The sequence below is a fragment of the Streptomyces sp. NPDC030245 genome, from assembly GCF_055572995.1.
Window position 1 is genome coordinate 116,345 of sequence record NZ_JBVICF010000006.1, and the last position, 22,852, is coordinate 139,196.

General features: G+C 71.2%; 26 protein-coding genes. 5 read left to right on the plus strand and 21 right to left on the minus strand.

What is annotated here, in order from left to right; translation table 11 throughout:
• Positions 1 to 288: 288 nt before the first annotated feature.
• From ACZ4Z4_RS17995 to ACZ4Z4_RS18005, 3 genes are all read left to right on the plus strand, one after another.
• Positions 289 to 486, plus strand: coding sequence for a hypothetical protein (locus ACZ4Z4_RS17995; protein ID WP_468327913.1), 198 nt, complete (start codon positions 289 to 291; stop codon positions 484 to 486).
• Positions 487 to 552: 66 nt separating this feature from the next.
• Positions 553 to 1,716, plus strand: coding sequence for a chymotrypsin family serine protease (locus ACZ4Z4_RS18000; RefSeq protein ID WP_468327915.1), 1,164 nt, complete (start codon positions 553 to 555; stop codon positions 1,714 to 1,716).
• Between the two features lie 26 nt (positions 1,717 to 1,742).
• A complete protein-coding gene (locus ACZ4Z4_RS18005; protein ID WP_468327917.1) occupies positions 1,743 to 2,198 on the plus strand; it encodes a hypothetical protein in 456 nt (151 codons plus the stop codon).
• Positions 2,199 to 2,314: 116 nt separating this feature from the next.
• On the opposite strand, the gene ACZ4Z4_RS18010 is transcribed toward ACZ4Z4_RS18005, so the two are convergent.
• Positions 2,315 to 3,772: a hypothetical protein gene (locus ACZ4Z4_RS18010; RefSeq protein WP_468327919.1), complete on the minus strand. Its 1,458-nt coding sequence runs from the start codon at positions 3,770 to 3,772 to the stop codon at positions 2,315 to 2,317.
• A gap of 250 nt (positions 3,773 to 4,022) precedes the next feature.
• On the opposite strand from ACZ4Z4_RS18010, the gene ACZ4Z4_RS18015 reads away from it, so the two are divergent.
• Complete coding sequence (locus ACZ4Z4_RS18015) at positions 4,023 to 5,867, plus strand: endonuclease/exonuclease/phosphatase family protein (protein ID WP_468327921.1); 1,845 nt, start codon at positions 4,023 to 4,025, stop codon at positions 5,865 to 5,867.
• A gap of 13 nt (positions 5,868 to 5,880) precedes the next feature.
• Here the strand turns inward: ACZ4Z4_RS18015 and ACZ4Z4_RS18020 are convergent, their stop codons facing one another.
• From ACZ4Z4_RS18020 to ACZ4Z4_RS18065, 10 genes are all read right to left on the minus strand, one after another.
• Positions 5,881 to 6,789, minus strand: a complete 909-nt coding sequence (locus ACZ4Z4_RS18020; RefSeq protein WP_468327923.1) for an SRPBCC family protein — start codon at positions 6,787 to 6,789, stop codon at positions 5,881 to 5,883.
• 88 nt (positions 6,790 to 6,877) lie between these two features.
• Positions 6,878 to 7,621, minus strand: a complete 744-nt coding sequence (locus ACZ4Z4_RS18025; protein WP_468327925.1) for an antibiotic biosynthesis monooxygenase — start codon at positions 7,619 to 7,621, stop codon at positions 6,878 to 6,880.
• Between the two features lie 110 nt (positions 7,622 to 7,731).
• Entirely contained in the window at positions 7,732 to 8,532 is an 801-nt protein-coding gene (locus tag ACZ4Z4_RS18030; protein ID WP_468327927.1) for an SGNH/GDSL hydrolase family protein, read from the minus strand.
• Between the two features lie 184 nt (positions 8,533 to 8,716).
• Positions 8,717 to 8,983, minus strand: a complete 267-nt coding sequence (locus ACZ4Z4_RS18035; RefSeq protein WP_468327929.1) for a DUF4235 domain-containing protein — start codon at positions 8,981 to 8,983, stop codon at positions 8,717 to 8,719.
• Complete coding sequence (locus ACZ4Z4_RS18040; RefSeq protein ID WP_468327931.1) at positions 8,980 to 9,549, minus strand: DUF3618 domain-containing protein; 570 nt, start codon at positions 9,547 to 9,549, stop codon at positions 8,980 to 8,982. Before ACZ4Z4_RS18040 ends, ACZ4Z4_RS18035 begins: the two co-directional genes overlap by 4 nt.
• Positions 9,546 to 9,971 carry a phage holin family protein gene (locus ACZ4Z4_RS18045; protein ID WP_468327933.1) on the minus strand — a complete coding sequence of 142 codons (426 nt, stop codon included), beginning with the start codon at positions 9,969 to 9,971 and terminating at the stop codon, positions 9,546 to 9,548. The genes ACZ4Z4_RS18040 and ACZ4Z4_RS18045 overlap by 4 nt, the downstream gene beginning before the upstream one ends.
• An 86-nt stretch (positions 9,972 to 10,057) precedes the next feature.
• Complete coding sequence (locus ACZ4Z4_RS18050) at positions 10,058 to 11,284, minus strand: WD40 repeat domain-containing protein (protein WP_468327935.1); 1,227 nt, start codon at positions 11,282 to 11,284, stop codon at positions 10,058 to 10,060.
• Entirely contained in the window at positions 11,281 to 11,841 is a 561-nt protein-coding gene (locus ACZ4Z4_RS18055; protein ID WP_468328455.1) for a SigE family RNA polymerase sigma factor, read from the minus strand. Before ACZ4Z4_RS18055 ends, ACZ4Z4_RS18050 begins: the two co-directional genes overlap by 4 nt.
• A 184-nt stretch (positions 11,842 to 12,025) precedes the next feature.
• Entirely contained in the window at positions 12,026 to 13,015 is a 990-nt protein-coding gene (gene dapD / locus ACZ4Z4_RS18060) for a 2,3,4,5-tetrahydropyridine-2,6-dicarboxylate N-succinyltransferase (protein WP_468327937.1), read from the minus strand.
• Positions 13,016 to 13,024: 9 nt separating this feature from the next.
• Positions 13,025 to 14,209 (minus strand): MFS transporter, encoded by a 1,185-nt coding sequence (locus ACZ4Z4_RS18065; protein WP_468328457.1) that lies wholly within the window; start codon positions 14,207 to 14,209, stop codon positions 13,025 to 13,027.
• 165 nt (positions 14,210 to 14,374) lie between these two features.
• On the opposite strand from ACZ4Z4_RS18065, the gene ACZ4Z4_RS18070 reads away from it, so the two are divergent.
• Entirely contained in the window at positions 14,375 to 15,265 is an 891-nt protein-coding gene (locus tag ACZ4Z4_RS18070) for a winged helix-turn-helix transcriptional regulator (RefSeq protein ID WP_468327939.1), read from the plus strand.
• On the opposite strand, the gene ACZ4Z4_RS18075 is transcribed toward ACZ4Z4_RS18070, so the two are convergent.
• The 10 genes from ACZ4Z4_RS18075 to ACZ4Z4_RS18120 all read right to left on the minus strand — a co-directional run bounded on the left by ACZ4Z4_RS18075 (position 15,237) and on the right by ACZ4Z4_RS18120 (position 22,803).
• Positions 15,237 to 15,782: a TetR/AcrR family transcriptional regulator gene (locus ACZ4Z4_RS18075; RefSeq protein ID WP_468327941.1), complete on the minus strand. Its 546-nt coding sequence runs from the start codon at positions 15,780 to 15,782 to the stop codon at positions 15,237 to 15,239. The two genes, ACZ4Z4_RS18070 and ACZ4Z4_RS18075, sit on opposite strands and share 29 nt — an antisense overlap.
• A complete protein-coding gene (locus ACZ4Z4_RS18080) occupies positions 15,782 to 16,102 on the minus strand; it encodes a DMT family transporter (protein WP_398307553.1) in 321 nt (106 codons plus the stop codon). The genes ACZ4Z4_RS18075 and ACZ4Z4_RS18080 overlap by 1 nt, the downstream gene beginning before the upstream one ends.
• Positions 16,103 to 16,217: 115 nt before the next feature.
• Positions 16,218 to 16,556 (minus strand): metal-sulfur cluster assembly factor, encoded by a 339-nt coding sequence (locus tag ACZ4Z4_RS18085; RefSeq protein ID WP_030358830.1) that lies wholly within the window; start codon positions 16,554 to 16,556, stop codon positions 16,218 to 16,220.
• A complete protein-coding gene (gene sufU / locus ACZ4Z4_RS18090) occupies positions 16,553 to 17,026 on the minus strand; it encodes a Fe-S cluster assembly sulfur transfer protein SufU (RefSeq protein ID WP_468327943.1) in 474 nt (157 codons plus the stop codon). The genes ACZ4Z4_RS18085 and sufU overlap by 4 nt, the downstream gene beginning before the upstream one ends.
• A gap of 15 nt (positions 17,027 to 17,041) precedes the next feature.
• A complete protein-coding gene (locus tag ACZ4Z4_RS18095; RefSeq protein ID WP_468327945.1) occupies positions 17,042 to 18,310 on the minus strand; it encodes a cysteine desulfurase in 1,269 nt (422 codons plus the stop codon).
• Complete coding sequence (sufC, locus tag ACZ4Z4_RS18100; protein ID WP_468327947.1) at positions 18,307 to 19,071, minus strand: Fe-S cluster assembly ATPase SufC; 765 nt, start codon at positions 19,069 to 19,071, stop codon at positions 18,307 to 18,309. Before sufC ends, ACZ4Z4_RS18095 begins: the two co-directional genes overlap by 4 nt.
• A 7-nt stretch (positions 19,072 to 19,078) precedes the next feature.
• Positions 19,079 to 19,396, minus strand: a complete 318-nt coding sequence (locus ACZ4Z4_RS18105) for a bifunctional 3-phenylpropionate/cinnamic acid dioxygenase ferredoxin subunit (protein WP_362995455.1) — start codon at positions 19,394 to 19,396, stop codon at positions 19,079 to 19,081.
• On the minus strand, positions 19,393 to 20,574 hold the full coding sequence (gene sufD / locus ACZ4Z4_RS18110) for a Fe-S cluster assembly protein SufD (RefSeq protein ID WP_468327949.1): 1,182 nt from the start codon (positions 20,572 to 20,574) through the stop codon (positions 19,393 to 19,395). Before sufD ends, ACZ4Z4_RS18105 begins: the two co-directional genes overlap by 4 nt.
• Positions 20,575 to 20,635: 61 nt before the next feature.
• On the minus strand, positions 20,636 to 22,057 hold the full coding sequence (gene sufB, locus ACZ4Z4_RS18115) for a Fe-S cluster assembly protein SufB (protein ID WP_468327951.1): 1,422 nt from the start codon (positions 22,055 to 22,057) through the stop codon (positions 20,636 to 20,638).
• Positions 22,054 to 22,803, minus strand: coding sequence for a helix-turn-helix transcriptional regulator (locus ACZ4Z4_RS18120; protein ID WP_468327953.1), 750 nt, complete (start codon positions 22,801 to 22,803; stop codon positions 22,054 to 22,056). Before ACZ4Z4_RS18120 ends, sufB begins: the two co-directional genes overlap by 4 nt.
• Positions 22,804 to 22,852: the final 49 nt, after the last annotated feature.

Consider the following 22,852-nt stretch of genomic DNA (forward strand, 5'->3'; position numbering starts at 1 on the left):
GGACGCGAAGGCGGTACGTGGGACCGGGCTGCTGTCGGCGCCACCGTCCCGCTCCCGCATAAACGCCGGTTGAACACCGTCCGACAGGGAGGGGCCTCCTTTCCTGTCTCCTTTCATGACAAGGTCAACAGGGGCGGATCACCCGTAAAGCGAAGAATCACCGCAGAACACCTTGACCCGCGATGCACACCGCAATAGACATCACCACGTGCAGAGCTGCACCACCCGCACGGGGAGGCGAGCCGAGTGGACGCACATCAGGCACGCAGCCTCCATGAGGGCCGGCTGATGAGGCTGGCCAATGTCACCGGAGTCGGCATCGGCAAGGACGAGCACTCGGGTCAGGACGTGATCGTCGTCTTTGTCACCCACCGGGTGCCCCGCGACCGCCTCCGTGACGCAGACGTGGTTCCGGACACGCTCGACGGTGTCCCCGTACGCGTACTCGCCATCGGCGAGGTCGACGCGCAGGACGGCGGGACGTAGCGGGAGCGATGCCCCGGCACGGCCCGGAACCCCCACCCTTCAAAGGGGAAGAGGTGGTCTGGCGTGGTGAGCCAGCCCGAACTGATGCGAGGTCCCACCGGCGGTCAGCTGAGCGACAGCTCCCGTCAGCAGGCGATGTCCGACTTCCTGCGGCCCCAGCAGCCGCTGTCCAACGTCGTCGGCTTCGGCCACGGCGTGAAGTGGAGCGGCGGGGAGCCCACCGGCGAGCCCGCCGTCATCGTCTTCGTCACCCAGAAGGTCCCGGAGTCCATGCTCCCCGAGCGGGACGTCGTCCCGCGCCAGATGGACGACGGCACCCCGACCGACGTCGTCGCGGTGGGCCACATCGCGGCGCAGCGCCAGCAGAGCCGCGCGGGCGGCCGGCGCGCCGACGACCGTGCGTCGGTGACGTACGGACCGGACGGCAGTATCAGCGAGCAGCTCGCGGGGCTCGGGCAGCCACAGCTCGAAGAGCTCGCGGGACGCGGCGCGTTCGAGCCGCAGCTCCTGAAGCGCCGGATGCGCCCGTGCCCCTCGGGCTTCTCGGTCGGCAACGTCCGGGTGACCGCGGGCACGCTCGGCAGCGTGGTCTACGACTTCCTGCCCGGCGCCTCCGTCGACCCGCCCGGCGCCGGTCTCGGCATCCCGTCGAAGTTCTACATCCTCTCCAACAACCACGTGCTCGCCGACTCCAACCGGGCGCAGCTGGGCAGCGCGATCGTGCAGCCCGGCGTCTTCGACGGCGGCCAGGACCCGGCCGACCGCATCGCGACGCTGGAGCGGTTCATCACGATCCAGTTCGCCCCGCAGATCCCGCTGGAGCGGCACAACAACGTGGTGGACGCGGCGCTCGGCGCCGTCGACTTCCAGGACGCGACGCGCGAGCAGTACTTCAGCGGCGCCCCGCGCGCCTGGCGGCGCAAGGCCAACGTGGCCGTCGGCGACCTGGTGAAGAAGTCCGGCAGGACGACGAACATCAGCTTCGGCCGGATCATCGCGGTCGACGCGACGGTCGACGTGAACTACGGCACGGCGGGCACGGCCCGGTTCAAGGACCAGATCGTCACGACGAACATCTCGGCGGGCGGCGACTCCGGTTCGCTGGTGACCTCGCAGGACGACGTCGCGGTGGGGCTGCTCTTCGCCGGTTCGTCGGTCGCGACCATCATCAACCACATCGAGAACGTCCGCGCGCTGCTGCGCGTGGAGATCGCCGAGCTGCTGGCCTGACGGTCAGGACGGAAGGAGGGTTTTCCATGACCTCTCAGGCACGTAAGCAGAAGGGCGGCCAGGCGCGGACGTCGGAGCACCGCTTCCACAATCCGCAGGGCGCCGAGGTCAAGACGCGCGACGAGGCGTTCGCCGCGCCCGCGGCCGACGTGTCGGCCGAGGCCCTGTCGACGGCGTGCAAGCTGACGCTGCACAGCGGCGCCGTCACCTTCGGCATCGAGGTGACGTACAACCCGACGACCTATCCGCACGTGGTGACGGGCGGACAGATCAAGTCCGGCATCTGCGGCGCGCCGTGGGACATCACGGGCGGCACGATCGGCGAGACGATGCGGCTCGACGCGAAGCGCGCCGGGCAGGGCTCGTGCGCGACGACGATCACGATCGTCGGCGAGTACCAGAATCCTCCGGCGTACCGGGGGACGTACGGGTTCGACGGGGCGACGTCGTCGTTCAAGCACACGACGCGGTACGAGTGTTGATGTGAGCGGTTTCCGGGTGGGCCTTGGCCGTTTGGCTCGGCCCACCCGGGGGTCTATCGCCCTGCGGGCTCGTCCTCAATCGCCGGACAGGCTTGACATTCCGGTCCCTGGACCGGCTAGATATTCCGCGCCTTGAACGCCGCCTTGCGGGCCTCCTTCGCCACCTTCTTGTCGGGGTGCAGGCGGCCCATCGCGTCCAGGACGTCAGCTGTGGCGGGGTGCTCGACGCGCCACGCCGTGGCGAAGAAGCCGCTGTGCTGCTCCGCGAGGCCCTCGACCAGGCCCTGCAACTCGTCGGAGTTGCCCTCGGCGGCGAGCTGCGCGGCGATCGTGTCGATGGTCAGCCAGAAGATGAGCGCCTCCGACGGCGCGGGCACGTCCGTGGCGCCGTGCTCGGCGAGCCACACCCGGGCCAGACCGCCGAGCTCCGGGTCGTCGAGGACGTCGCGGAGCGCCGGCTCCGCCTCGTTCCCGACCAGGGAGAGCGCCTGCTGGCAGCGGAGCCTGCGCAGCGGCGCGCCCTCGTCGCCACCGCGCGCCGCGGCCAGCAACTCCCGTGCCGCGGTGAGGGGTTCGTGCCGGGCGAGCCACTGCTCGATCTCGGCCTGCGCGGCGTGCTGCGGGAAGCCGGAGGTGCCGTCGAGCAGTGCGTCGGCGCCCTTGTCCGCGAGGTCGCCGACGGCGGGCGCGTCGACCCCGGCCTCCAGCATGCGGGCGCGGACGCCGTACAGGCCGAGGGGGGTGAGCCGGACCATGCCGTAGCGGCTGACGTCCTCCTCCTCGACGGGGGCGGGAGCCTCGGTGGTGTCCTCGTCGACGTCGGCCATGAGCGCCTCGTCGACCGGCTGGTACTCGACGAGTCCGAGCGGCTCGAAGAGCCGGAACTGGTCGTCGAGCTTCATCATCGCGTCCGACACCTGTTCCAGGACGTCGTCGGTGGGCTCGCCCATGTCGTCGGGGACGATCATCGACGCGGCGAGCGCGGGCAGCGGCACCGGGGCCTCGCCGGCCGCGGCGTCGCCGACCGTCAACAGGTAGAGGTTGCCGAGGACGCCGTCCAGGAAGTCGGCCTCGGCCTGCGGGTCCCAGCCGAGCTCGGCGAAGTCGACCTCGCCCTTCTCCTCCAGGACGTCGAGGAGGTTCTCCATGTCGGGCACGGTGGCGTCCGCGTACACGGTGTCGAGGGCGCCGAGCCAGATGCCGAGGACGTCCTGCGGGCCGCCCGCGGAGAGCAGCGCGAGGTCCTCGCCCTGGGTGACGGTGCCCTCCCCGTCCTCCTCCTCGGCGTCGGTGACCTCGACGAGGCCGGTGTCCACGGCGACCCGCCACGCCTCGCTCGTGTACGCGGCGGCGTCCGCCTCGTCGATGCCCTCCGCCGCGAGGCCCAGCTCGGCCGCGGCCGCCGGGAGCTGTGCGTCGACGAGCTCGCCGCCCGCGCCGACCCGGGTGCCGGGCCCCGCCCAGCGGGCGAGCCGGACGGCGCGGGACAGCAGCGGTGTGGCGAGCGCGGCCCGCGCGAGTTCCGCTTCGGAGTGCAGCAGCACCGGCGGCAGGGTGGCGGGGCTTACGGACATCGGCTGGTTCTCCTCCGGGGGTGCGGGGCGCCGGGAGTACGGATCGGCAAGGGGCAAGCCTAGACGGATTTGGCACCATGCCGCCCGGTTCATGTCCCTGTCAGAAGACGTACAGCGAACGGGCACCCGGAGAACCTTGACAACTCCCCTGGTCAGGCAAGAGATTGACGCGCGTAGAGCGTCCGTGCGGGCGTCCGTCGCCCGCTGTTCTCCTCCTCCCTCACCGTCTTCCCTCATCCGGAGTTCCCCGATGCCCCAGATACCGAGATCCGCCGCCGTCAGCACCGTCACCGCCATCGCCCTCGCGGCGGGGCTGCTCGCGGTCTCGTCCTCCGCCGCCTCCGCCGACGAGGTCCGCGTCCACGACATCCAGGGCACCACCCGCCTCTCGCCCCTCGCGGGACAGCAGGTCACGGACGTCGCGGGCATCGTGACCGGCGTCCGCGGGTACGGCTCGAAGGGCTTCTGGATCCAGTCCGCCGACGGCACGGCCGACGCCGACCCGGCCACCAGCGAGGCGGTCTTCGTCTTCACCGGCTCGGCGGCGCTCACCGTGCGGGCGGGCGACGCGGTCCGCGTCTCCGGCACGGTCTCGGAGTACGTGCCCGGGGGCGCCGGATCCGGCAACCAGTCCCTCACCCAGATCACGAAGCCGACGGTGACCGTGGAGTCGTCCGGCAACCCGCTGCCCGCGCCCGTCACGATCGACGCGAAGTCCGTGCCCGCCGCGTACGCCCCGGCCGGCGACCCCGCGCGGGGCGGCAGCATCAACGCGCTGCCGCTGAAGCCCCGCTCGTACGCCCTGGACCTGTACGAGTCCCTGGAGGGCATGAACGTACGGATCGGCAGCTCGCGTGTCGTCGGCGCGACCGACGCGTACAACGAGCTGTGGGTGACGGTGAAGAAGCACGAGAACCGCAACCGGCGCGGCGGCACCGTCTACGGCTCGTACGACGCGCAGAACGGCGGGCGGCTACAGATCCAGCAGCTCGCGCCCGTCTCCGAGCGGCCCTTCCCGAAGGCGGACGTCGGCGACGTGCTGCGCGGCGGCGCCGAAGGCCCCCTGGACTTCAACCAGTTCGGCGGCTACACCCTGGTGGCCCGCGAGCTCGGAACCATCGCCGACAAGGGCCTCGCGCGCGAGAAGACGCGGCGGCAGGCCAAGGGCGAGCTCGCCGTGGCCACGTACAACGTCGAGAACCTCGACCCCACCGACCCGCAGCAGAAGTTCGACGCGCTGGCGGGCGCGGTCGTCACGAACCTCGCCTCGCCCGACATCCTCGCCCTGGAGGAGATCCAGGACGACAACGGCGCGAAGAACGACGGAACGGTCTCCGCGGACGCCACCCTGAAGAAGTTCACCGACGCCATCGTCGCCGCGGGCGGCCCGCGCTACGCGTGGCACTCCGTCGACCCGCAGAACAACAAGGACGGCGGCGAGCCCGGCGGCAACATCCGGCAGGTCTTCCTCCACAACCCCGAGCGCGTCTCCTTCACCGAGCGCGCCCCGGGCGACGCGACGACGCCCACGCAGGTCGTACGGGAGAAGGGCCGGCCCGCGCTCAGCCACTCCCCCGGGCGCGTCGACCCGCTGAACGACGCGTGGACGGACAGCCGCAAGCCGCTGGCCGGTGAGTTCGTCTTCCGCGGCCGCACGGTCTTCGTGATCGCCAACCACTTCGGCTCCAAGGGCGGCGACGAGGGGCTGACCTCGCACCACCAGCCGCCGGTCCGCTCCTCCGAGGCCAAGCGGCTCAAGCAGGCGCAGACCGTGAACAACTTCGTGAAGGACATCCGCAAGGTCCGGCGCGACGCCGACGTGGTCGTGCTCGGGGACATCAACGACTTCGAGTTCTCGGCGACCACCAAGGCGCTCGAGGACGGCGGCGCGCTGCGTGCCGCCATCAGGTCGCTGCCCAGGAGCGAGCGCTACTCCTACGTCTACCAGGGCAACTCCCAGGTCCTCGACCAGATCCTCACCAGCCCGGGAGTGGGGGACGCGGACGACTTCAGCTACGACAGCGTGCACATCAACGCGGAGTTCGCCGAGCAGAACAGCGACCACGACCCGCAGGTGCTGCGGTTCCGCCCCTGACGGTGCCCGGCGGTCAGCCGTAGAGGTGGTCCAGCCAGTCCTGCCACGCGAGTTCGGTGCGCTTGGCGTCCGCGTGCGCGCCGAAGTCGTGGACGCTGACGCCGACCCGGGCGCCGAAGCGGCCGCGGCCGAAGAAGCGGTGCAGCGTCTCGTCCGCGCGCAGCCCGATGAAGTGCGGGCTGCGGAAGTCGATCACCGCGTCCAGGTCCCCGCCGGGGGTCTGGACGCGGACGCGGGCCCCGTCCATCGCGTCGTCGGGCAGGCCGAGGGCGCGGGCGAGCCTGCCGAAGGCGTCCGGGGCGCCGGAGGCGGGCGGGCCACTGACGGCGGAGAAGGTGACGGGGCGCCCCTCGAAGTACGCCATGTACTGGCCGAGGGTGTGCAGGTGGAAGTCGGTCCGCTGGACCAGGCCGGCGTACCGGGCGTCCGGGTCGCCGGTGAAGACGCCGCTGTGGACGTGGCGCAGCAAGGAGCGGCGCCCGCCGTCGCGCGGCTCGATGAGGTGGTCGAGCTCGTCGAGGCTCTGGCCCGGCACCCGGTCCGGGTCCTCGACGCGGGCGGTGAGGCGGCGGGGCGGGTCCCAGCGGGTGACGGTGCCGCCGGAGGGGGCGGCGCCGCCCTCGCGCGGCTCGTACTCCACGGGCCACAGCCAGCCGCCGGTGCCGGTGGTGAGGGCGGCCCAGAGCCGGGCCGGTGAACCCTCGACCTCCAGCTCCCGGACGATCTCGAACGCCATGCCGGTGCGGCCCGCCTCCGTGGCCTCACCGGCTTCGGTGGCGTCGGTGGCACCGGCCGCCTCGGTGGCGTCGGCGGGCCCGCCGCTGTCGGACCGGCCGCGGTCGGCCCTTCCCCTGCCGGGCCTGCGCCTGCCCGGCCTGTTCCGGTCCGGCCTGTTCCGGTCCGGCATGTCGCCGCCGCTCATGTGATGACGCCCCGCATCCTCCCACCGTCCCGCCGGCACCTCGCACTGTCCAGGCGGGCGGAGCCGTGGGCGGGACGGCGCCGGGAAACTACGCCTTGCTCGGTACGAAGCCGTACGCGAACCGGTACCGGGCCACCGCCGAGTCGTCCCGTACGCCGGGGAACTCCCGCACCCGCCGCCACTCGGGCGTGGGCGAGCCGATGCCGTCGCCCGCCGAGGCGAGCGCGTCGATGTGGGCCTGCTCGCTCTCCCACTCCGCGTAGTTGACGACCCGCCTGCCGTCGGTGCTGACGTGGAAGTGGGCGGCGTGCAGCCCGAAACCGTCGGCCTCGGCGGGGCCGCTGTCCAGGGCCTCGACCACTCCGTCCACCCAGGCGCGCTGCCGGTCGGCGTCGGGCCCCTCGAAGTCGACCTGCACGATCACGATCGCGCCGGGCTCGCGCCCCTCACGCCCGCGCCCGTCGGTCCAACTCCGGTACAGCCGCGTCTTGTTGAGATCCAGGCGCTCGATGCCCGGGACGGCCGCGTCGATGTCGGTGTTCCTGGCGTCCCTGCCGTTCCCGGCGCTCGCGAAGAAGTCCTGGTAGGCCTCCTCGTCGCGCCATTGCGAGTGGTGCAGGACCGTTGAGCCGTCGGCGCCCGCGTACACCGTGTACGAGAGGAGGCCTTCGTGCGGCCATGGGCGGGTCTCCCATGCCCTGGCGATGGCGTCGAGGGTGGCCCGCTGCCGCTCGGGCGAGCCGGTGCGCCACGTACTGATGAAGGCGAGTCCCCCGTCGTGGCGGGTGGGGTCGGGGTGGGTTCCGATGCTGAGGGTGGAGGTCGTGGGCATGGCAGGCCGTCCGTCCCGGTCGAGGTTTTTCGAGGTGAAGGGTGCTTTCCTTCTCCCCGCCGGGCTCGGCGGGGAGGAGGCCAACGCTCCTCCCTCAACCGCACTTGAAGTCAAGTCCCGCGGTGATCGCTCGCCGCCACCTCCGCGAGCGCCGGACGCTTCGCCGCCCGCCCGTCGCCCGACGAACGCCCCCGCACCCGCCGCCACAGCCAGGGCCCCATGAACCCGGCGAACCAGCGCGCCTCCGCCGTCACCGCACCGAGCACGGAGACCGGGGCCAGCGGCGGCAGCGGGCTCAGCCAGCTCTCGTGCCCGGTGACACCGAGCACGTCCGCCATCCCCGCGGCGATCCTGGCGTGGCCGAGTGGGCTGGCGTGCAGGCGGTCACTGCTCCACAGCCGCGGGTCCGTGGTGATGCGGTACGGGAACGTGTCGAACACGAGCACGCCGTGGCGGTCGGCGGCCGCGCGGATTCGGGCGTTCAGCTCCAGGACGCGGGGCAGCGCGCGCCGTGCGAGCGGCGAGACCCGCCCGATGTCCGGGAAGGTCACCGTGGCCACCCGCGCGCCCGCCGCGGTGAGTTCGGTGAACATCTCCTCGATGTCGGCGGCGACGCGCCCGGCGTCGAAGCCCGGCCGCACCAGGTCGTTCATGCCCGCCATGACGGTCACGAGGTCCGGCTTCAGGGCGAGGGCGGGAGCCAGCTGCTCCGCCTTGATCCGCGCCGTCCGGTGGCCGCGCACGGCGAGGTTGGCGTACATGAGGCCCGGGTTGCGGGCGGCGAGGAGCTCGGCGAGCCGGTCGGCCCAGCCGCGGTAGCCGTGCTCCTCGTCGCCGTCCCCGAGCCCCTCCGTCTGGCTGTCGCCGATCGCGACGTAGCGCGCGTACGGATGGTGCTGCGTCGTGGCCATGCGCCGAGCTTCCTCCGGGCGCAGGGCCCCGTCAACGCGGACGCCGGTGACGGCGGGGCGGCGGGCGGTGGCGGCGCCGGTACCGGTGCCGGACGAGGAGTCCGGCACCGGGGCGACGCGCCGCCCGCCCTGCCCCGCGCCGTCACCGGCGCCGGTGGTGTTGTTCTCGGAGGTGCCGGCGGTGTCAGCCCGGCCAACGGCCCGTCACGCGCCGCACGCCCATCGCGCCGCCGCGGTCCACCGCGGCCTTGACCACGGCGAAGATCGCGCCCTGGAGCGCGGCCGCGGCCAGGATCTCGCCCCAGGCGCGCTCCTCGTCGTGCGCGTCCGGAGCGTCGTCCTCGCCCGCCACCGCCTTCCAGGTGCGCTGGAACAGCGCGCTCGCGAGGGCGCCGCCCGCCATGCCGAAGGCCAGGCCGAGCGGCTTGTAGAGGATCTGGACCCCGCTCACGACCGGCCCGCCCCCTTGCGACGGCGCAGCATCACGTACGCGAGCACGAGGCCCGCGCCCGCCGCGGCGAACGCCCCGGGGCGGCGGCGCCCGCTGGTCACGAGGCCGTTCGCGACGGCCCGCACGGGCTCGGGCGTGCCCTCCTGCACCCGGCGCGCGGCCTCGGCCACCTTCTCCTCGGCCTGCACCACGGCGGGGTGCTGTTCCGCGCGCGCCTTGCCCTCCAGCACGGCCTCCTTGGCGCGGGCGGCGCCCTCGACCGCCTTGTCCTTGGCGCGTGCCGCGCTCTCGGCCGTCACGGTCTTGGCGTGGCCCGCCTCGTCGGCGGCCTTGCCCTTGGCGCGCGCCGCCTGTTCCGTCACCTTGTCCTTCACCTGTGCCGCCGTTCCTTGTACCTGTCCCTTGACCACCGCGGCCCGCTCGCGGGCGCGGGTCTTCACGTCCGCCTTCGCCGCCAGCTCCTCGACGGTCTCGCCCAGGTTGCTGCGGGTCTCGTCGATCTGCCGGCGCAGCTCGTCCGGCCCCTTCGCACCCGTGCTCGTGGCGTCCTTCGGGGTGTCCGTCATCGGTGGGCCCTTTCCTTGATCTCTTCGACATCCGCCCTGACGCTGTCCATCGCCTCCTGCGGCACGGGGGGCACCGCGCGGGCCAGCTGCTTGCGCCCCAGCGCGGCGAGCACCCCGGCCACGGCGAACAGCACGCCGGTGACGATGAGGGCGGCGGCCCACACGGGCATGGCCAGTGAGAGCGCCGCGGCCGCTGTGGCCGCCAGCGCCATGAGTCCGATGTAGGAGATCGCGCCGGCCGCTCCGAGGAGTCCTCCACCGCGGCCCGCGCGTTTGCCCTTCTCGGCCATCTCCTGGCCCGCGAGCCGCATTTCCTGACGTACGAGTTCCGAAAGCTGTGCGGTGGCCCGCTCGACGAGCTCTCCCACCGAGTGCTGCGCGTGATCGCGCGTCGACTGCTGCTCGCCCATGGTCCCGGTCACGGGGTCCGCCTCCCTTCTGGCTGGGAGGCCCGAGTACCCGGACCGGGCGACGCTACCCCTGCCGAGGCGTGAACAGCGCCGGGTGTTCAGCGCCGGGCGAAGACCGGCGTCCAGCGTCCGACGGCGTCGGCCTTCGACGAGCGGTAGCCACTGAGCGGGACGGTCTTCTCGCTCCCGATGGTGACGAGGACGAGCCGGTTGCGGTATTCGCTCGTGCCGGGCGCGATGTCCCAGGCGATGAGCCGCTTGTCGTCGGCCCAGGCGACGAGCTGCTGGCCGGGGATCTTGGCGACCCGCTTGCCGGTGAGGGGGTCGAGGACCTCGGTGGCGGTGGTCCTGGAGCCGCCCGCGAAGTCACCGGCGGCGAGCTTTCCGCTCGGGGAGAGCCCGGCCCCGACGAACCAGCGCAGATGCTTCTCCCTCGCGGGCGTGCTCGCTTTGCGGCCCTCGAAGTCGTAGTACTGCTGGTGCGGCGCGGAGGTGAGGCCCGTGTAGACCAGCGAACCGTCGTGGCTGAAGGCGAAGTCCTGACGGGTGTTGATGTCCGCCATGCCGAACCCGCCGACCTTGGTCTTCACCTCGCTCCAACTGCCGTCCCCCGACACCACGTCCAGGACGTAGAAGCCGGTCCTGCTCGGGTCGGCGGGGCCCGGCTCCGTGTGCTTGCCGTCGCTCATCGGATTGTCCATGTCGAGCAGGTCCGGGTCCTCCGCGTAGGTCGTCGCGACGAGCTTCCTGCCGTCGGGCGAGAACTCGACGCCGCCGACCCCGCGGTCCACCGGGATCCAGCGCTCCACCTTGCCCGTGAGCAGGTTTAGCAGCCCGATCCGCCGGGTGGGGAGTCCTCGCTCCAGGACGGCGGCCGTCCGCATCCCGGGCGCGACGGCGAGCCACGACCAGCGGGGGTCCTCGCGGTAGGTGCCGGTCCTCTGGTCGAGGAGCCGGTAGGTGCGGGTGATGACGGCTTCGTCGTCGGACTGCTTGACGCGCTTGCTCGTGCTGTACGCGGCGAGCGCGGTGTCGCCCGCGGCGATCAGGTCGCGGGGCGGTGTCTGACCGGGGTGCGCGAGGACGTCGCCGCTGCGCAGCTCGCTGGCCGGGCGCGGACCGTCGTTCCGGGAGTCCGGGCCGAGGCCCGGTACGGCCACCGCCACGACGGTGGCCGTCACCACCGCCAGGGAGGCGCCCACCATCGTCCGGTTCCTGCGCCGCCTGCGCACGGCCAGCACCCGGTCGGCGAAGTCCCCCGGCACGGGCGCCCCTCGGTCCGCCTGCTCGCGCAGCGACTCACGGACCAGATCTGCCACCTTCACGGTCGTACCTCCATCGGCGAGAAGTCGGGGGACGCGCTCGTGGGCCGGTCGTCCGGTCCTTCGAGCCGCGCCAGCTCGGGCGCGAGACCGCGCAGCCGGGCCAGGGAGCGGTGCGTCGTGCTGCGCACCGTGCCGACGGAGCAGCCCAGGATGGCGGCCACCTCCGCCTCCGGCAGATCCTCGAAGTAGCGCAGCACGAGCACGGTGCGCTGGCGCGCGGTGAGCTTGGCGAGCGCCCCGCGCATCACGATCCGCAGCTCCGCGGCGGACGTGCCGTCCCCGGACGCCGCGCGCTCCGGCGGCTCGGCGACGGCCTGTTCGCGCCGCGGCCACTTCAGCCGCCAGCGGCTGACCTGCTGCCGGTACAGGATCCGCCGGACGTACGCCTCCGGCTCGTCGATCCGCTGCCACCGCCCCGCCGCCTTGACGAGGGCGTTCTGCAACAGGTCCTCGCCCGCGTGCCGGTCGCCCCCGCTGAGCAGTACGGCGGTCTTCAGCAGCGCCGGCGATCTGGTCTCCACGAACTCCCGGAAACTCGCCTGCTCCTGCGCATCCATCGTCACCTTCGCTCCCTGGTGGGCCTGTTGCCCTCCGCATGGATGAGGACGGGTCCGGGCACCGCCCGCTATGCCTGCGCCGTGAAAAAAGCGGCTGCCATGAAAAAAGGCGGTTGCCGTAAAAAAGCGGCCACCCCTCGGCAGGGGTGACCGCTTCCGTCCCGCCGGGGCGGGGAGGGGTACGTCAGTTGTGGCTGTGCAGCACGTCGTTCAGGCCGCCCCACACCGCGTTGTTCGGGCGGGCCTCGACGGTGCCGGTGACCGAGTTGCGGCGGAAGAGGATGTTCGAGGCGCCGGAGAGCTCGCGGGCCTTGACGATCTGTCCGTCGGGCAGGGTGACGCGGGTGCCCGCGGTGACGTAGAGGCCGGCCTCGACGACGCACTCGTCGCCCAGCGCGATGCCGACCCCGGCCTCGGCGCCGATCAGGCACCGCTCGCCGATGACGATCCGGACGTTGCCGCCGCCGGAGAGCGTGCCCATCGTGGAGGCGCCGCCACCGATGTCGGAGCCGTCGCCGACGACGACGCCCGCGGAGATCCGCCCCTCGACCATCGAGGTGCCGAGCGTGCCCGCGTTGAAGTTCACGAAGCCCTCGTGCATGACCGTGGTGCCCTCGGCGAGGTGCGCGCCGAGGCGGACCCGGTCGGCGTCGGCGATGCGGACGCCCTTCGGCGTGACGTAGTCCGTCATGCGCGGGAACTTGTCGACGGAGGTCACCGCGAGGTGCAGACCCTCGGCGCGGGCGTTGAGCCGCACCTTCTCGACGTCGTCGACGGCGACCGGGCCGAGCGAGGTCCAGGCGACGTTGGCGAGGAAGGCGAACTGGCCGTCGAGGTTCACGCCGTGCGGCTTGACCAGGCGGTGCGAGAGCAGGTGCAGGCGCAGGTAGACGTCGTGGGCGTCCAGCGGCTTGTCGTCGAGGGACGCGATGACCGTACGCACGGCGATGATCTCCACGCCACGGCGGGCGTCGGGCCCGATGGCCTTCGCGGCGCCCTCCCCGAGCAGTTCCACGGCGCGCTCGGCGGTGAGCCGCTCGCTGCCGGCGGGTCCGGGCTCGGCGGTGAGCTCGGGGGCGGGGAACCAGGTGTCGAGAACGGTGCCGTCGGCGGCGACGGTGGCGAGGCCTGCGGCGACGGCGCCGGTGGTGCGGGAAGAGTTCGTGTCGGTCATGGGTGAAACCTAACCGGAGGTGCCTCGCGCGGGCGAACCGGTCTCAGGGTCCGGGCTCACGGCCGGACCGCCCGCGGTGACCGCGGCGGACCGCCCGCGGCCCCGGCCCCGGCCCGCCGCGACGACCAGGCACCCCGCGGCCCCCGCGAGCACCGCACAGACCGGCCACAGCAGCCCCGGCTCGGCGGTGTACAGCGCCCCGCCGAGCGGCGCCGACAGCACGACTCCGCTGACCGAGACGCCCGCGTACAGGCTCTGGAAGCGGCCCTGCACGTGCGGGGGCGCGTGGTCGGCGACGTACGCGGTGGCCGGTGTCTTGTAGAGGATCTCGCCCGCGGTGAGCAGCAGCATCATGACCACGGCGGTGGCGGTGCCGGTGCCGAGGGCGAGCACGGCGTACCCCGCGCCGACGAGCAGCAGTCCGGCCCCGATGATCCGCAGCGGGGCGCGGTGGCGCAGGGCGAGGGTGACGGGGAGTTCCAGGAGCAGGATGACGCCGCCGTTGATCGCGAGGAGCCAGCCGTAGACGCCGGTGTCCAGGCCGTGCCGGTCGAGGTCGAGGGGGAGCGTCGAGTACTGCTGGCGGTAGACGAGGTCGGTGAGGAGGATCGCGCCGAGGAGGACGAGGACGGTGGGGCGCTGCCGCAGCGCGGCGAGGACTCCGGGGCCGGGTTCCGCCGTCCTGGCGCGCACCGCGCCGTGCGCGGGCAGGACCCGCCAGGCGTAGGCGGCGAAGACGAGGGTGCCGAGCCCGTCGACGACGAAGAGCCAGGTGTACGAGACGTGGGCGATGAGCAGCGCGCCCAGCGGCGGCCCGACGGTGAAACCCGCGTTGGCCGCGAACCGTGTCACGGCGAAGCCCTGGCGGCGTGCGCCCTCGGGCACGGTGACGGCGACGAGGGCCCCGTTGGCCGCGCGTGCGCAGCCTCCGGCGTACTGGCTCAGCGTCGGTACGACGTACAGCAGCGCGTCCGGCAGGGCGGGCAGCGCGAGCACGCCCACGCCGCTGAGCAGGGAGCCGGCGAGCAGGACACGCCGGTGGCCGTACCTGTCTCCGAACCAGCCGCCGGTGAAGTTGCCCGCGACCATGCCGGCGCCGCCGATGCCGCTGATCAGTCCCGCCCGGACGACGGAGAGGTCACGCTCGTCCGTCAGGTAGACGAAGAAGTAGATGAAGGTGAAGGCGACGACCATGTTGAAGAACTGGCCGGCGGCGAGCAGCCACACGGTCCTCGGTACGTCCCGCAGACCACGCGACCTGCCCTTCCCCGGCACGTTCCCCCACGCATTCCCCGACACCGACACAGCGCCCCCAGCGGTCAGTTCCTTTTGGGAACGGACTATGTCAGCATGAGGACCATGGCGCAACGAACCCGGCTCGACGACGATCACTGCGCCATCGCGCAGGCGCTGGACGTCGTCGGCGACTGGTGGACCCTGCTGATCGTGCGGGACGCCGCGCGCGGGGTGCACCGTTTCGACGAGCTCCAGCGCGAACTGGGCGTGTCCCGCAAGGTGCTGACCGAGCGCCTGCGGCTCCTGGTGGAGGCGGACGTGCTCACGCGCGTCCCCTACCAGGACCGCCCGGTGCGCCATGAGTACCGGCTGACGCCGCGTGGCCGCGCGCTGCTGCCCGTCCTGGTCGCGCTCCAGGACTGGGGCGACACCTGGGTGATGGGAGAGGGAGAGACCATGGCGACCGCGATGGAGGCGTCGCTGGAGGCCCGGCGGGTCCACGAGCTGCTCGGCACCCGGGTGCCGGAGCTCCGGCTCGTCGGCCACGACGGGGAGCCGCGCGACCCGGTCTCCGCCGACACCCCCTGCACGGTCCTGTACTGCTTCCCCGGCGCGTACGCCCGCAAGGACGCCTATCCGCCCGGCTGGGCCGGTATCCCCGGCGCGCCCGGCTGCACCCTGGAGTCCTGCTCCTACCGCGACCGGCTCGCGGAGTTCACCGCGGCGGGGGCGACGGTGCACGGCGTATCGACCCAGCGCCCCGACGAACAGCGGGCGTTCGCCGAGAAGGAGAACCTGCGCTTCCCGCTCCTGTCGGACGGCGAACTGGCCCTCACGGCGGCCCTGCGCCTGCCGACGTTCCGCGCGGCGGGCGTGAGCCGAATGAAGCGGCTGACACTGGTGGTGGACCGCGACCGGGTGGTGCGGGACGTGCAGTACCCGGTCACGGACGTCACGGCGAGCGTGGCGGCGGCGCTGGCGACCGTCAGGCGTCTGGCGACAGCAGCCGGCTGAGCATCCGACGCGCGTACGCCTCGTCGTACTCGCCCCCCGTGAGCAGCACCTGCAAACTGATCCCGTCCAGCAGGGCGACGAGGGCGCGCGCGGTGACCGGGTCGGTGCGCCGCTCCAGCACCTCGGCGAGCCCCTGGCACCACTCGGCGGCCACGGGACGCAGCGCGGGCCTGCGCAGCGCGGCGAGATACAGCTCGTACTCCAGCTCGACCCCGGCCCGCTCCCCCGCGAACCAGTCGCCGAGCAGCCGGGCCAGCTCCGCCGCGACGTCCGCGTCCGGGTCCTCGAAGGCGCCACCGGCGGCCATCACCTTCGCGAACCCCTCGTTGCTCTGCCGCAGCGCGGCGACCAGCAGCTCGTCGAGCGTCTTGAAGTGGTACGTCGTCGAGCCCAGCGGCACATCGGCCTCGGCGGCGACCGAGCGGTGGCTGAGCCCGCCGATGCCCTTCTCCCCCACCACACGGATCGCGGCGTCGATGATCCGCTGACGGCGCTCGGGGTCGTAACGCCGGGGCATCAGTGCGCTCCGCCGAGGTTGAGCACGACGACGCCCGCGATCACCAGGCCGATGCCCGCGATCTTGACCAGGTTGGCCGACTCCCCCAGGAAGATCATGCCGATCGCGGCGACGGCGGCGGTGCCGATGCCGGCCCAGATGGCATAGGCCGTACCCACGGACAGCGTCTTGAGGGTCTGCGCGAGCAGCGTGAAGGCGAGCAGATACCCCGCGACCGTGATGAGCGAGGGCACCAGCCGGCTGAAGCCCTCGCTGTACTTCATGGCCGTCGTCCCGGCCACTTCCGCCGCGATGGCCGCGGCCAGCAGTGCGTATCCCATACGTACGAGTGTACATATCGATGCGTACGGGCGTACGCAACTGAGCCGGGACATGCGCGAGGCCCCCCGCGCCATCGGCGCGAGGGGCCTTGCGTCGACCGTCCGGTCGGCTGCCTCAGACGTTGAACCCGAGCGCCCGCAGCTGCTCGCGCCCGTCGTCCGTGATCTTGTCCGGGCCCCACGGCGGCATCCAGACCCAGTTGATCCGGAGCTCGTTGACGATGCCCTCCGTGGCGGACTTCGCCTGGTCCTCGATGACGTCCGTCAGCGGGCAGGCCGCCGACGTCAGCGTCATGTCGATCGTCGCGATGTTCGCGTCGTCGATGTGCACGCCGTAGATCAGGCCGAGGTTGACGACGTCGATGCCCAGCTCGGGGTCGACGACGTCGTACAGCGCCTCGCGGACCTCTTCCTCCGAAGCGGGCTTCGTCGTGAGTGTCTCGTTCTCGCTCATGCCGTCTTCCTTTCAGCGGCCCCGTCGTTCTCGCCCAGTGCCTGGGCCGTCGCGTCCTTCCACGCCATCCAGCTCAGCAGAGCACACTTGACGCGCGCGGGGTACTTGGAGACACCGGCGAACGCGACCGCGTCCTCCAGGACCTCCTCCATCGCGTCGTCCGGCTCCAGCCTGCCCTTGGACTGCATCAGCTCCAGGAAGACCTCCTGGATCTTCTGCGCCTCGGCGAGTTCCTTGCCGACCAGCAGGTCGTTCAGGACGGACGCGCTGGCCTGGCTGATGGAGCAGCCCTGCCCCTCGTACGACACGTCGGCGATCGTCGACCCGTCGTACTTCACGCGCAGCGTGATCTCGTCGCCGCACGTCGGGTTGACGTGGTGCACCTCGGCGTCGCCATCGCGCAGACCACGCCCGTGCGGGTGCTTGTAGTGGTCCAGGATGACTTCCTGGTACATCGAATCCAGCTTCACGTCCCGGTCAGCCCCTCAGCCGAAGAAGTTCCGTACGTGCTCCAGGCCGTCGACGAGGGCGTCGATCTCGCCGGGCGTGGAGTACAGATAGAACGACGCTCGCGTGGTCGCAGGAATTCCGTAGCGAAGGCAGACGGGGCGCGCGCAGTGGTGGCCCACACGGACCGCGATGCCCTGCTCGTCGAGGACCTGGCCCACGTCGTGCGGGTGGATGTCACCGAGCGTGAAGGAGATCGCGGCGCCGCGCTCCTCGGCCGTCGTCGGACCGATGATGCGCAGGTCCGGGACTTCCAGGAGGCGCTTGACCGCGTACTCCGTGATCGCCTGCTCGTGCGCGGCGATCTTGTCCATGCCGATGGCCGAGAGGTAGTCCACGGCCGCGCCCAGGCCGACGGCCTGGGAGACCGGGGGCGTGCCCGCCTCGAACTTGTGCGGCGCGGGAGCGTACGTCGACGAGTTCATCGACACGGTCTCGATCATCTCGCCGCCGCCGAGGAACGGCGGCAGGTCCTCCAGGAGCTCCTGACGTCCCCAGAGCACGCCGATGCCCGTCGGGCCGCACATCTTGTGACCGGTGAAGGCCACGAAGTCGGCCTGGAGCGCCTGCACGTCCAGCGGCATGTGCGGGGCGGCCTGCGAGGCGTCGATGAGGACGAGCGCGCCGACCTCCTGGGCGCGGCGCACGATGGCCTCGACCGGGTTGTGCGTGCCCAGGATGTTCGACACGAGCACGAAGGAGACGATCTTCGTCTTCTCCGTGATGATCTCGTCAATGTTCGAGAGGTCGAGCCGGCCGTCGTCCGTGAGACCGAACCACTTCAGCTTCGCGCCGGTGCGCTGCGAGAGCAGCTGCCACGGCACGATGTTGGAGTGGTGCTCCATCTCCGTGATGACGATCTCGGTCTCGTGGTCCACGCGGTAGGGCTCGTCGGCCCAGCCGAGCATGTTGGCCACGAGGTTGAGCGACTCGGAGGCGTTCTTGGTGAAGATGACCTCGTCACGGCTGGGCGCGTTGATGAACTCCGCGACCTTGTCACGAGCGCCTTCGTAGAGCGCCGTGGCCTCCTCGGCGAGGACGTGCACGCCGCGGTGCACGTTGGCGTTGTGCTGCTCGTAGTACTCGTTCAGTACGTCGAGGACCTGGCGCGGCGTCTGCGACGTCGCCGCGTTGTCCAGGTACACGAGCTTCTTGCCGTCGTGGATCGTGCGATCCAGGATCGGGAAGTCCTTGCGGATCGCCTCGGTGTCGAGGAGGCCGGGAAGCCCCTGGTGGGCCACTGTCACTCGGATGCGCCGCCCTTCGTGTATGCCGCGTAGCCCTCGGTCTCCAGCTTGTCGGCGAGCTCGGCGCCGCCGGACTCGGCGATCCGGCCGTTCGCGAAGACGTGCACGAAGTCGGGCTTGATGTAGCGCAGGATGCGCGTGTAGTGCGTGATGAGGAGCGTGCCGACCTCGCCGGTCTCGCGGACGCGGTTCACGCCGTCCGAGACCTGGCGCAGCGCGTCGACGTCCAGACCGGAGTCCGTCTCGTCGAGGATCGCGATCTTCGGCTTGAGGAGCTCCATCTGGAGGATCTCGTGGCGCTTCTTCTCACCGCCGGAGAAGCCCTCGTTCACGTTGCGCTCGGCGAAGGCCGGGTCCATCTGGAGCTGCTCCATCGCGGACTTGACCTCCTTCACCCAGGTGCGCAGCTTGGGGGCCTCGCCGCGGATCGCCGTCGCCGACGTGCGCAGGAAGTTGGAGACCGAGACGCCGGGGACCTCGACCGGGTACTGCATGGCGAGGAACATGCCGGCGCGGGCGCGCTCGTCGACGGACATCTCGAGGACGTCCTCGCCGTCGAGGGTCACGCTGCCCTGGGTGATCGTGTACTTGGGGTGACCCGCCACCGAGTAGGCGAGCGTCGACTTGCCGGAGCCGTTCGGGCCCATGATGGCGTGGGTCTCGCCCTGCTTCACGGTCAGATCGACGCCCTTGAGGATCTCCTTGGTGGAGTTGTCGGCCTCGACGGTGACGTGCAGGTCCTTGATTTCAAGCGTTGCCATGGGTGCCTCAGGACTCCTGGGAGAGGGAGACGAGCACGTCGTCCCCTTCGATCTTTACGGGGTATACGGGGACGGGGCGCGTCGCGGGAAGGCCGGACGGCTTGCCGGTGCGGAGGTCGAAGCTGGAGCCGTGCAGCCAGCACTCGATCTGGCAGTCCTCCACCTCTCCCTCGGAGAGGGAGACGTTCGCGTGCGAGCAGATGTCGTGGATCGCGAACACCTCGCCCTCGGTGTGGACGACCGAGACCGGCGTGCCGTCGAGCTCCACCCGCTTCGGGGTGTCCTTCTCCAGCTCGCTCAGTCCGCAGGCGCGTACGAACGTCATGCGACCGTCGCCTCCAGCTCCTCTTCGATCTTGGCGATGAGGCGCTCCTCGACGTCCGGCAGACCGATCTGCTGGACGAGCTCGGCGAAGAAGCCGCGGACGACGAGGCGGCGGGCCTCCTCCTCCGGGATGCCGCGCGACTGGAGGTAGAAGAGCTGCTCGTCGTCGAAGCGGCCGGTCGCCGAGGCGTGGCCCGCGCCGACGATCTCGCCGGTCTCGATCTCCAGGTTCGGCACGGAGTCGACCCGGGCGCCGTCGGTCAGCACGAGGTTGCGGTTCATCTCGTACGTGTCGGTGCCCTCGGCGGCGGCCTCGATGAGGACGTCGCCGATCCACACGGCGTGCGCGTCGTCGCCCTGGAGCGCGCCCTTGTAGACGACGTTCGACGTGCAGTGCGGGGTGTTGTGGTCGACCAGGAGGCGGTGCTCCTGGTGCTGGCCCGCGTCGGTGACGTACAGGCCGAAGAGCTCGGCCTCGCCGCCGGGGCCCGCGTAGGTGACGCGGGGGTGCAGGCGGACCAGGTCGCCGCCGAAGGTGACGACGACGGACTTGAAGGAGGCGTCGCGGCCGACCAGCGCGTTGTGCTGGGCGACGTGCACCGCCTTGTCGTCCCAGTCCTGGACGGAGACGACGGTGAGCTTGGCGCCGTCGCCGACGACGAAGTCGACGTTGGCGGCGAGGACGGCGTCACCGGTGTGGTCGATGACGACGAGGGCCTCGGCGAACGCGCCCAGCTCGATGACCTGGTGCGCGAAGGCCGTACCGCCCTCGCCGTGCACGGCGATGCGGATGGGCTCCGTGAGGACCGTCTCCTTGGGGACGGTCACGACCGAGGCCTTCTCGAAGGACGAGTACGCCTGGGCGGCGACGCGGTCGACGGGCTTGCCCGCCCTGCCGACGCGCGCGTCGTCCCGGCCGACGGTCTCCTGGGTGACGCCCTCGGGGGCGCTCACCTCGACGCGGATGCCGCCGCTTGCCACCGCGGTACCGTCGTGCAGACCGCGCAGCCGCTCCAGCGGCGTGAACCGCCACTCCTCCTCGCGGCCGTGGGGGACCGGGAAGTCCGCCACGTCGTAGGACGGGGGCGCGCTCATGCGGGTGGCGACGGTGGACTCGGCGGCCACCGCGATGGACCCGGCGGTCGTCGACCCCACGGGAATGTTCTGAGCCTCAGCCATGGCTGTCGTCGTGCTCTCTCTCTGCGTAAGAAATCTGCTCGCTGCGGGACGGTGTCCGGTCCTAGCCGACCGAACCCTCCATTTGCAGCTCGATCAGCCGGTTCAGCTCCAGGGCGTACTCCATGGGGAGCTCCTTGGCGATCGGCTCGACGAAGCCGCGCACGATCATCGCCATGGCCTCGAACTCCGTCATGCCGCGGCTCATCAGGTAGAAGAGCTGGTCGTCGGAGACCTTGGAGACGGTGGCCTCGTGTCCCATGGAGACGTCGTCCTCGCGGACGTCGACGTAGGGGTAGGTGTCCGAGCGGGAGATCGTGTCGACGAGCAGCGCGTCGCAGAGCACGTTCGACTTCGATCCGGCGGCGCCCTCACCGATCTCGACGAGGCCGCGGTACGACGTACGACCGCCGCCGCGCGCCACCGACTTGGAGACGATGTTCGACGAGGTGTTCGGCGCCATGTGGACCATCTTGGAGCCGGCGTCCTGGTGCTGGCCCTCGCCCGCGAAGGCGATGGACAGCGTCTCGCCCTTGGCGTGCTCGCCCATGAGGTAGACGGCGGGGTACTTCATCGTGACCTTGGAGCCGATGTTGCCGTCGATCCACTCCATGGTCGCGCCCTCGTACGCCACGGCGCGCTTGGTGACCAGGTTGTAGACGTTGTTCGACCAGTTCTGGATCGTCGTGTAGCGGCAGCGGCCGCCCTTCTTCACGATGATCTCGACGACGGCGGAGTGCAGCGAGTCCGACTTGTAGATCGGCGCGGTGCAGCCCTCGACGTAGTGGACGTAGGCGTCCTCGTCCACGATGATCAGGGTCCGCTCGAACTGGCCCATGTTCTCCGTGTTGATGCGGAAGTAGGCCTGGAGCGGGATCTCGACGTGCACGCCCTTGGGGACGTAGATGAACGAGCCGCCGGACCAGACGGCGGTGTTCAGCGACGCGAACTTGTTGTCACCGACGGGGATGACGGTTCCGAAGTACTCCTTGAAGAGCTCCGGGTGCTCCTTCAGCGCCGTGTCGGTGTCCAGGAAGATGACGCCCTGCTCCTCCAGGTCCTCGCGGATCTGGTGATAGACGACCTCGGACTCGTACTGCGCGGCGACACCGGCGACGAGGCGCTGCTTCTCCGCCTCGGGGATGCCGAGCTTGTCGTACGTGTTCTTGATGTCCTCGGGCAGGTCCTCCCAGGACTCCGCCTGGCGCTCCGTGGAGCGCACGAAGTACTTGATGTTGTCGAAGTCGATGCCGGAGAGGTCCGAGCCCCAGTTCGGCATGGGCTTCTTGTCGAAGAGGCGCAGGCCCTTGAGGCGGAGCTTGGTCATCCACTCCGGCTCGTTCTTCTTCGCGGAGATGTCGCGGACGACGTCCTCGTTGATGCCGCGCTTGGCAGAGGCACCGGCGACGTCGGAGTCGGCCCAGCCGTATTCGTAGTTGCCCAGGCCCTCGAGTTCGGGGTGGGCAGTCTCCGTGGGGAGCGTCATGCGGGGTTCCTCCCGGCCGTGCTTGCTGATGCTGATGGGGTGGTCCGTGTGGTGCTGCTACCGCTGCCGCTGCCGCCGCCCCTGTGCGGGATGAACGTCGTGCAGACGCCGTCTCCGTGGGCGATGGTGGCGAGGCGCTGCACATGCGTGCCGAGCAGCGTGGAGAAGATTTCCGTCTCCGCCTCGCACAGCTGCGGAAACTGTTCGGCGACATGGGCGACCGGGCAGTGGTGCTGGCAGAGCTGCTCGCCGACCGGTGCGCTGCGCGCCGTAGCAGCGTACCCGTCGGCGGTCAATGCCTTGGCAAGAGCCTCGGTGCGCTGTTCGGGCGGGGCGGCGTCCATCGCCTTCTTGTACGTCTCGGCCTGGGCGGCGATCCGCGCCCGGGCGAAGTCGACGACCGCGTCCTCGCCGTGGCGCTCGGTGATCCACCGGAGCGCGTCCGCGGCCAGCTTGTCGTACGACTGGTCGAAGGCGTCGCGGCCGCAGTCGGTGAGGGCGAAGACCTTGGCGGGCCTGCCGCGGGTCCGCGCGCCGTAGACCCGCTGTTCACGGGGTTCCACGACGTTCTCGTGGACGAGGGCGTCCAGGTGCCTGCGGACGGCCGCCTGGGTGAGGCCGAGGCGCTTCGCGAGGTCGGCGACGGTGGACGGGCCGTGGTCCAGGATGGAGCGCGCGACCCGGTTGCGGGTGGACCGCTCACCGGTCGCGAGTTCCTCCTGCGGAGCCTCGCCAACGTTTTTCACAACGCCATTGTTGCGTAATTCCTCAGAGCCTGACAACCCACGTCGTGAT

Bases quoted from the DNA above. Each gene is read 5' to 3' on its own strand.
- ACZ4Z4_RS18080 (WP_398307553.1), bottom strand. From the start codon at position 16,102: ATGGGATACGCACTGCTGGCCGCGGCCATCGCGGCGGAAGTGGCCGGG.
- ACZ4Z4_RS18085 (WP_030358830.1), bottom strand. From the start codon at position 16,556: ATGAGCGAGAACGAGACACTCACGACGAAGCCCGCTTCGGAGGAAGAG.
- ACZ4Z4_RS18075 (WP_468327941.1), bottom strand. From the start codon at position 15,782: ATGCCCCGGCGTTACGACCCCGAGCGCCGTCAGCGGATCATCGACGCC.
- sufC (WP_468327947.1), bottom strand. From the start codon at position 19,071: ATGGCAACGCTTGAAATCAAGGACCTGCACGTCACCGTCGAGGCCGAC.
- sufB (WP_468327951.1), bottom strand. From the start codon at position 22,057: ATGACGCTCCCCACGGAGACTGCCCACCCCGAACTCGAGGGCCTGGGC.
- sufD (WP_468327949.1), bottom strand. From the start codon at position 20,574: ATGGCTGAGGCTCAGAACATTCCCGTGGGGTCGACGACCGCCGGGTCC.
- ACZ4Z4_RS18070 (WP_468327939.1), top strand. From the start codon at position 14,375: ATGGCGCAACGAACCCGGCTCGACGACGATCACTGCGCCATCGCGCAG.
- ACZ4Z4_RS18105 (WP_362995455.1), bottom strand. From the start codon at position 19,396: ATGACGTTCGTACGCGCCTGCGGACTGAGCGAGCTGGAGAAGGACACC.
- ACZ4Z4_RS18030 (WP_468327927.1), bottom strand. From the start codon at position 8,532: ATGGCCACGACGCAGCACCATCCGTACGCGCGCTACGTCGCGATCGGC.
- ACZ4Z4_RS18015 (WP_468327921.1), top strand. From the start codon at position 4,023: ATGCCCCAGATACCGAGATCCGCCGCCGTCAGCACCGTCACCGCCATC.
- ACZ4Z4_RS18055 (WP_468328455.1), bottom strand. From the start codon at position 11,841: ATGGATGCGCAGGAGCAGGCGAGTTTCCGGGAGTTCGTGGAGACCAGA.
- ACZ4Z4_RS18065 (WP_468328457.1), bottom strand. From the start codon at position 14,209: ATGGTCGTCGCCTTCACCTTCATCTACTTCTTCGTCTACCTGACGGAC.
- ACZ4Z4_RS18005 (WP_468327917.1), top strand. From the start codon at position 1,743: ATGACCTCTCAGGCACGTAAGCAGAAGGGCGGCCAGGCGCGGACGTCG.
- dapD (WP_468327937.1), bottom strand. From the start codon at position 13,015: ATGACCGACACGAACTCTTCCCGCACCACCGGCGCCGTCGCCGCAGGC.
- ACZ4Z4_RS17995 (WP_468327913.1), top strand. From the start codon at position 289: ATGAGGCTGGCCAATGTCACCGGAGTCGGCATCGGCAAGGACGAGCAC.
- ACZ4Z4_RS18020 (WP_468327923.1), bottom strand. From the start codon at position 6,789: ATGAGCGGCGGCGACATGCCGGACCGGAACAGGCCGGACCGGAACAGG.
- ACZ4Z4_RS18010 (WP_468327919.1), bottom strand. From the start codon at position 3,772: ATGTCCGTAAGCCCCGCCACCCTGCCGCCGGTGCTGCTGCACTCCGAA.
- ACZ4Z4_RS18025 (WP_468327925.1), bottom strand. From the start codon at position 7,621: ATGCCCACGACCTCCACCCTCAGCATCGGAACCCACCCCGACCCCACC.
- ACZ4Z4_RS18040 (WP_468327931.1), bottom strand. From the start codon at position 9,549: ATGACGGACACCCCGAAGGACGCCACGAGCACGGGTGCGAAGGGGCCG.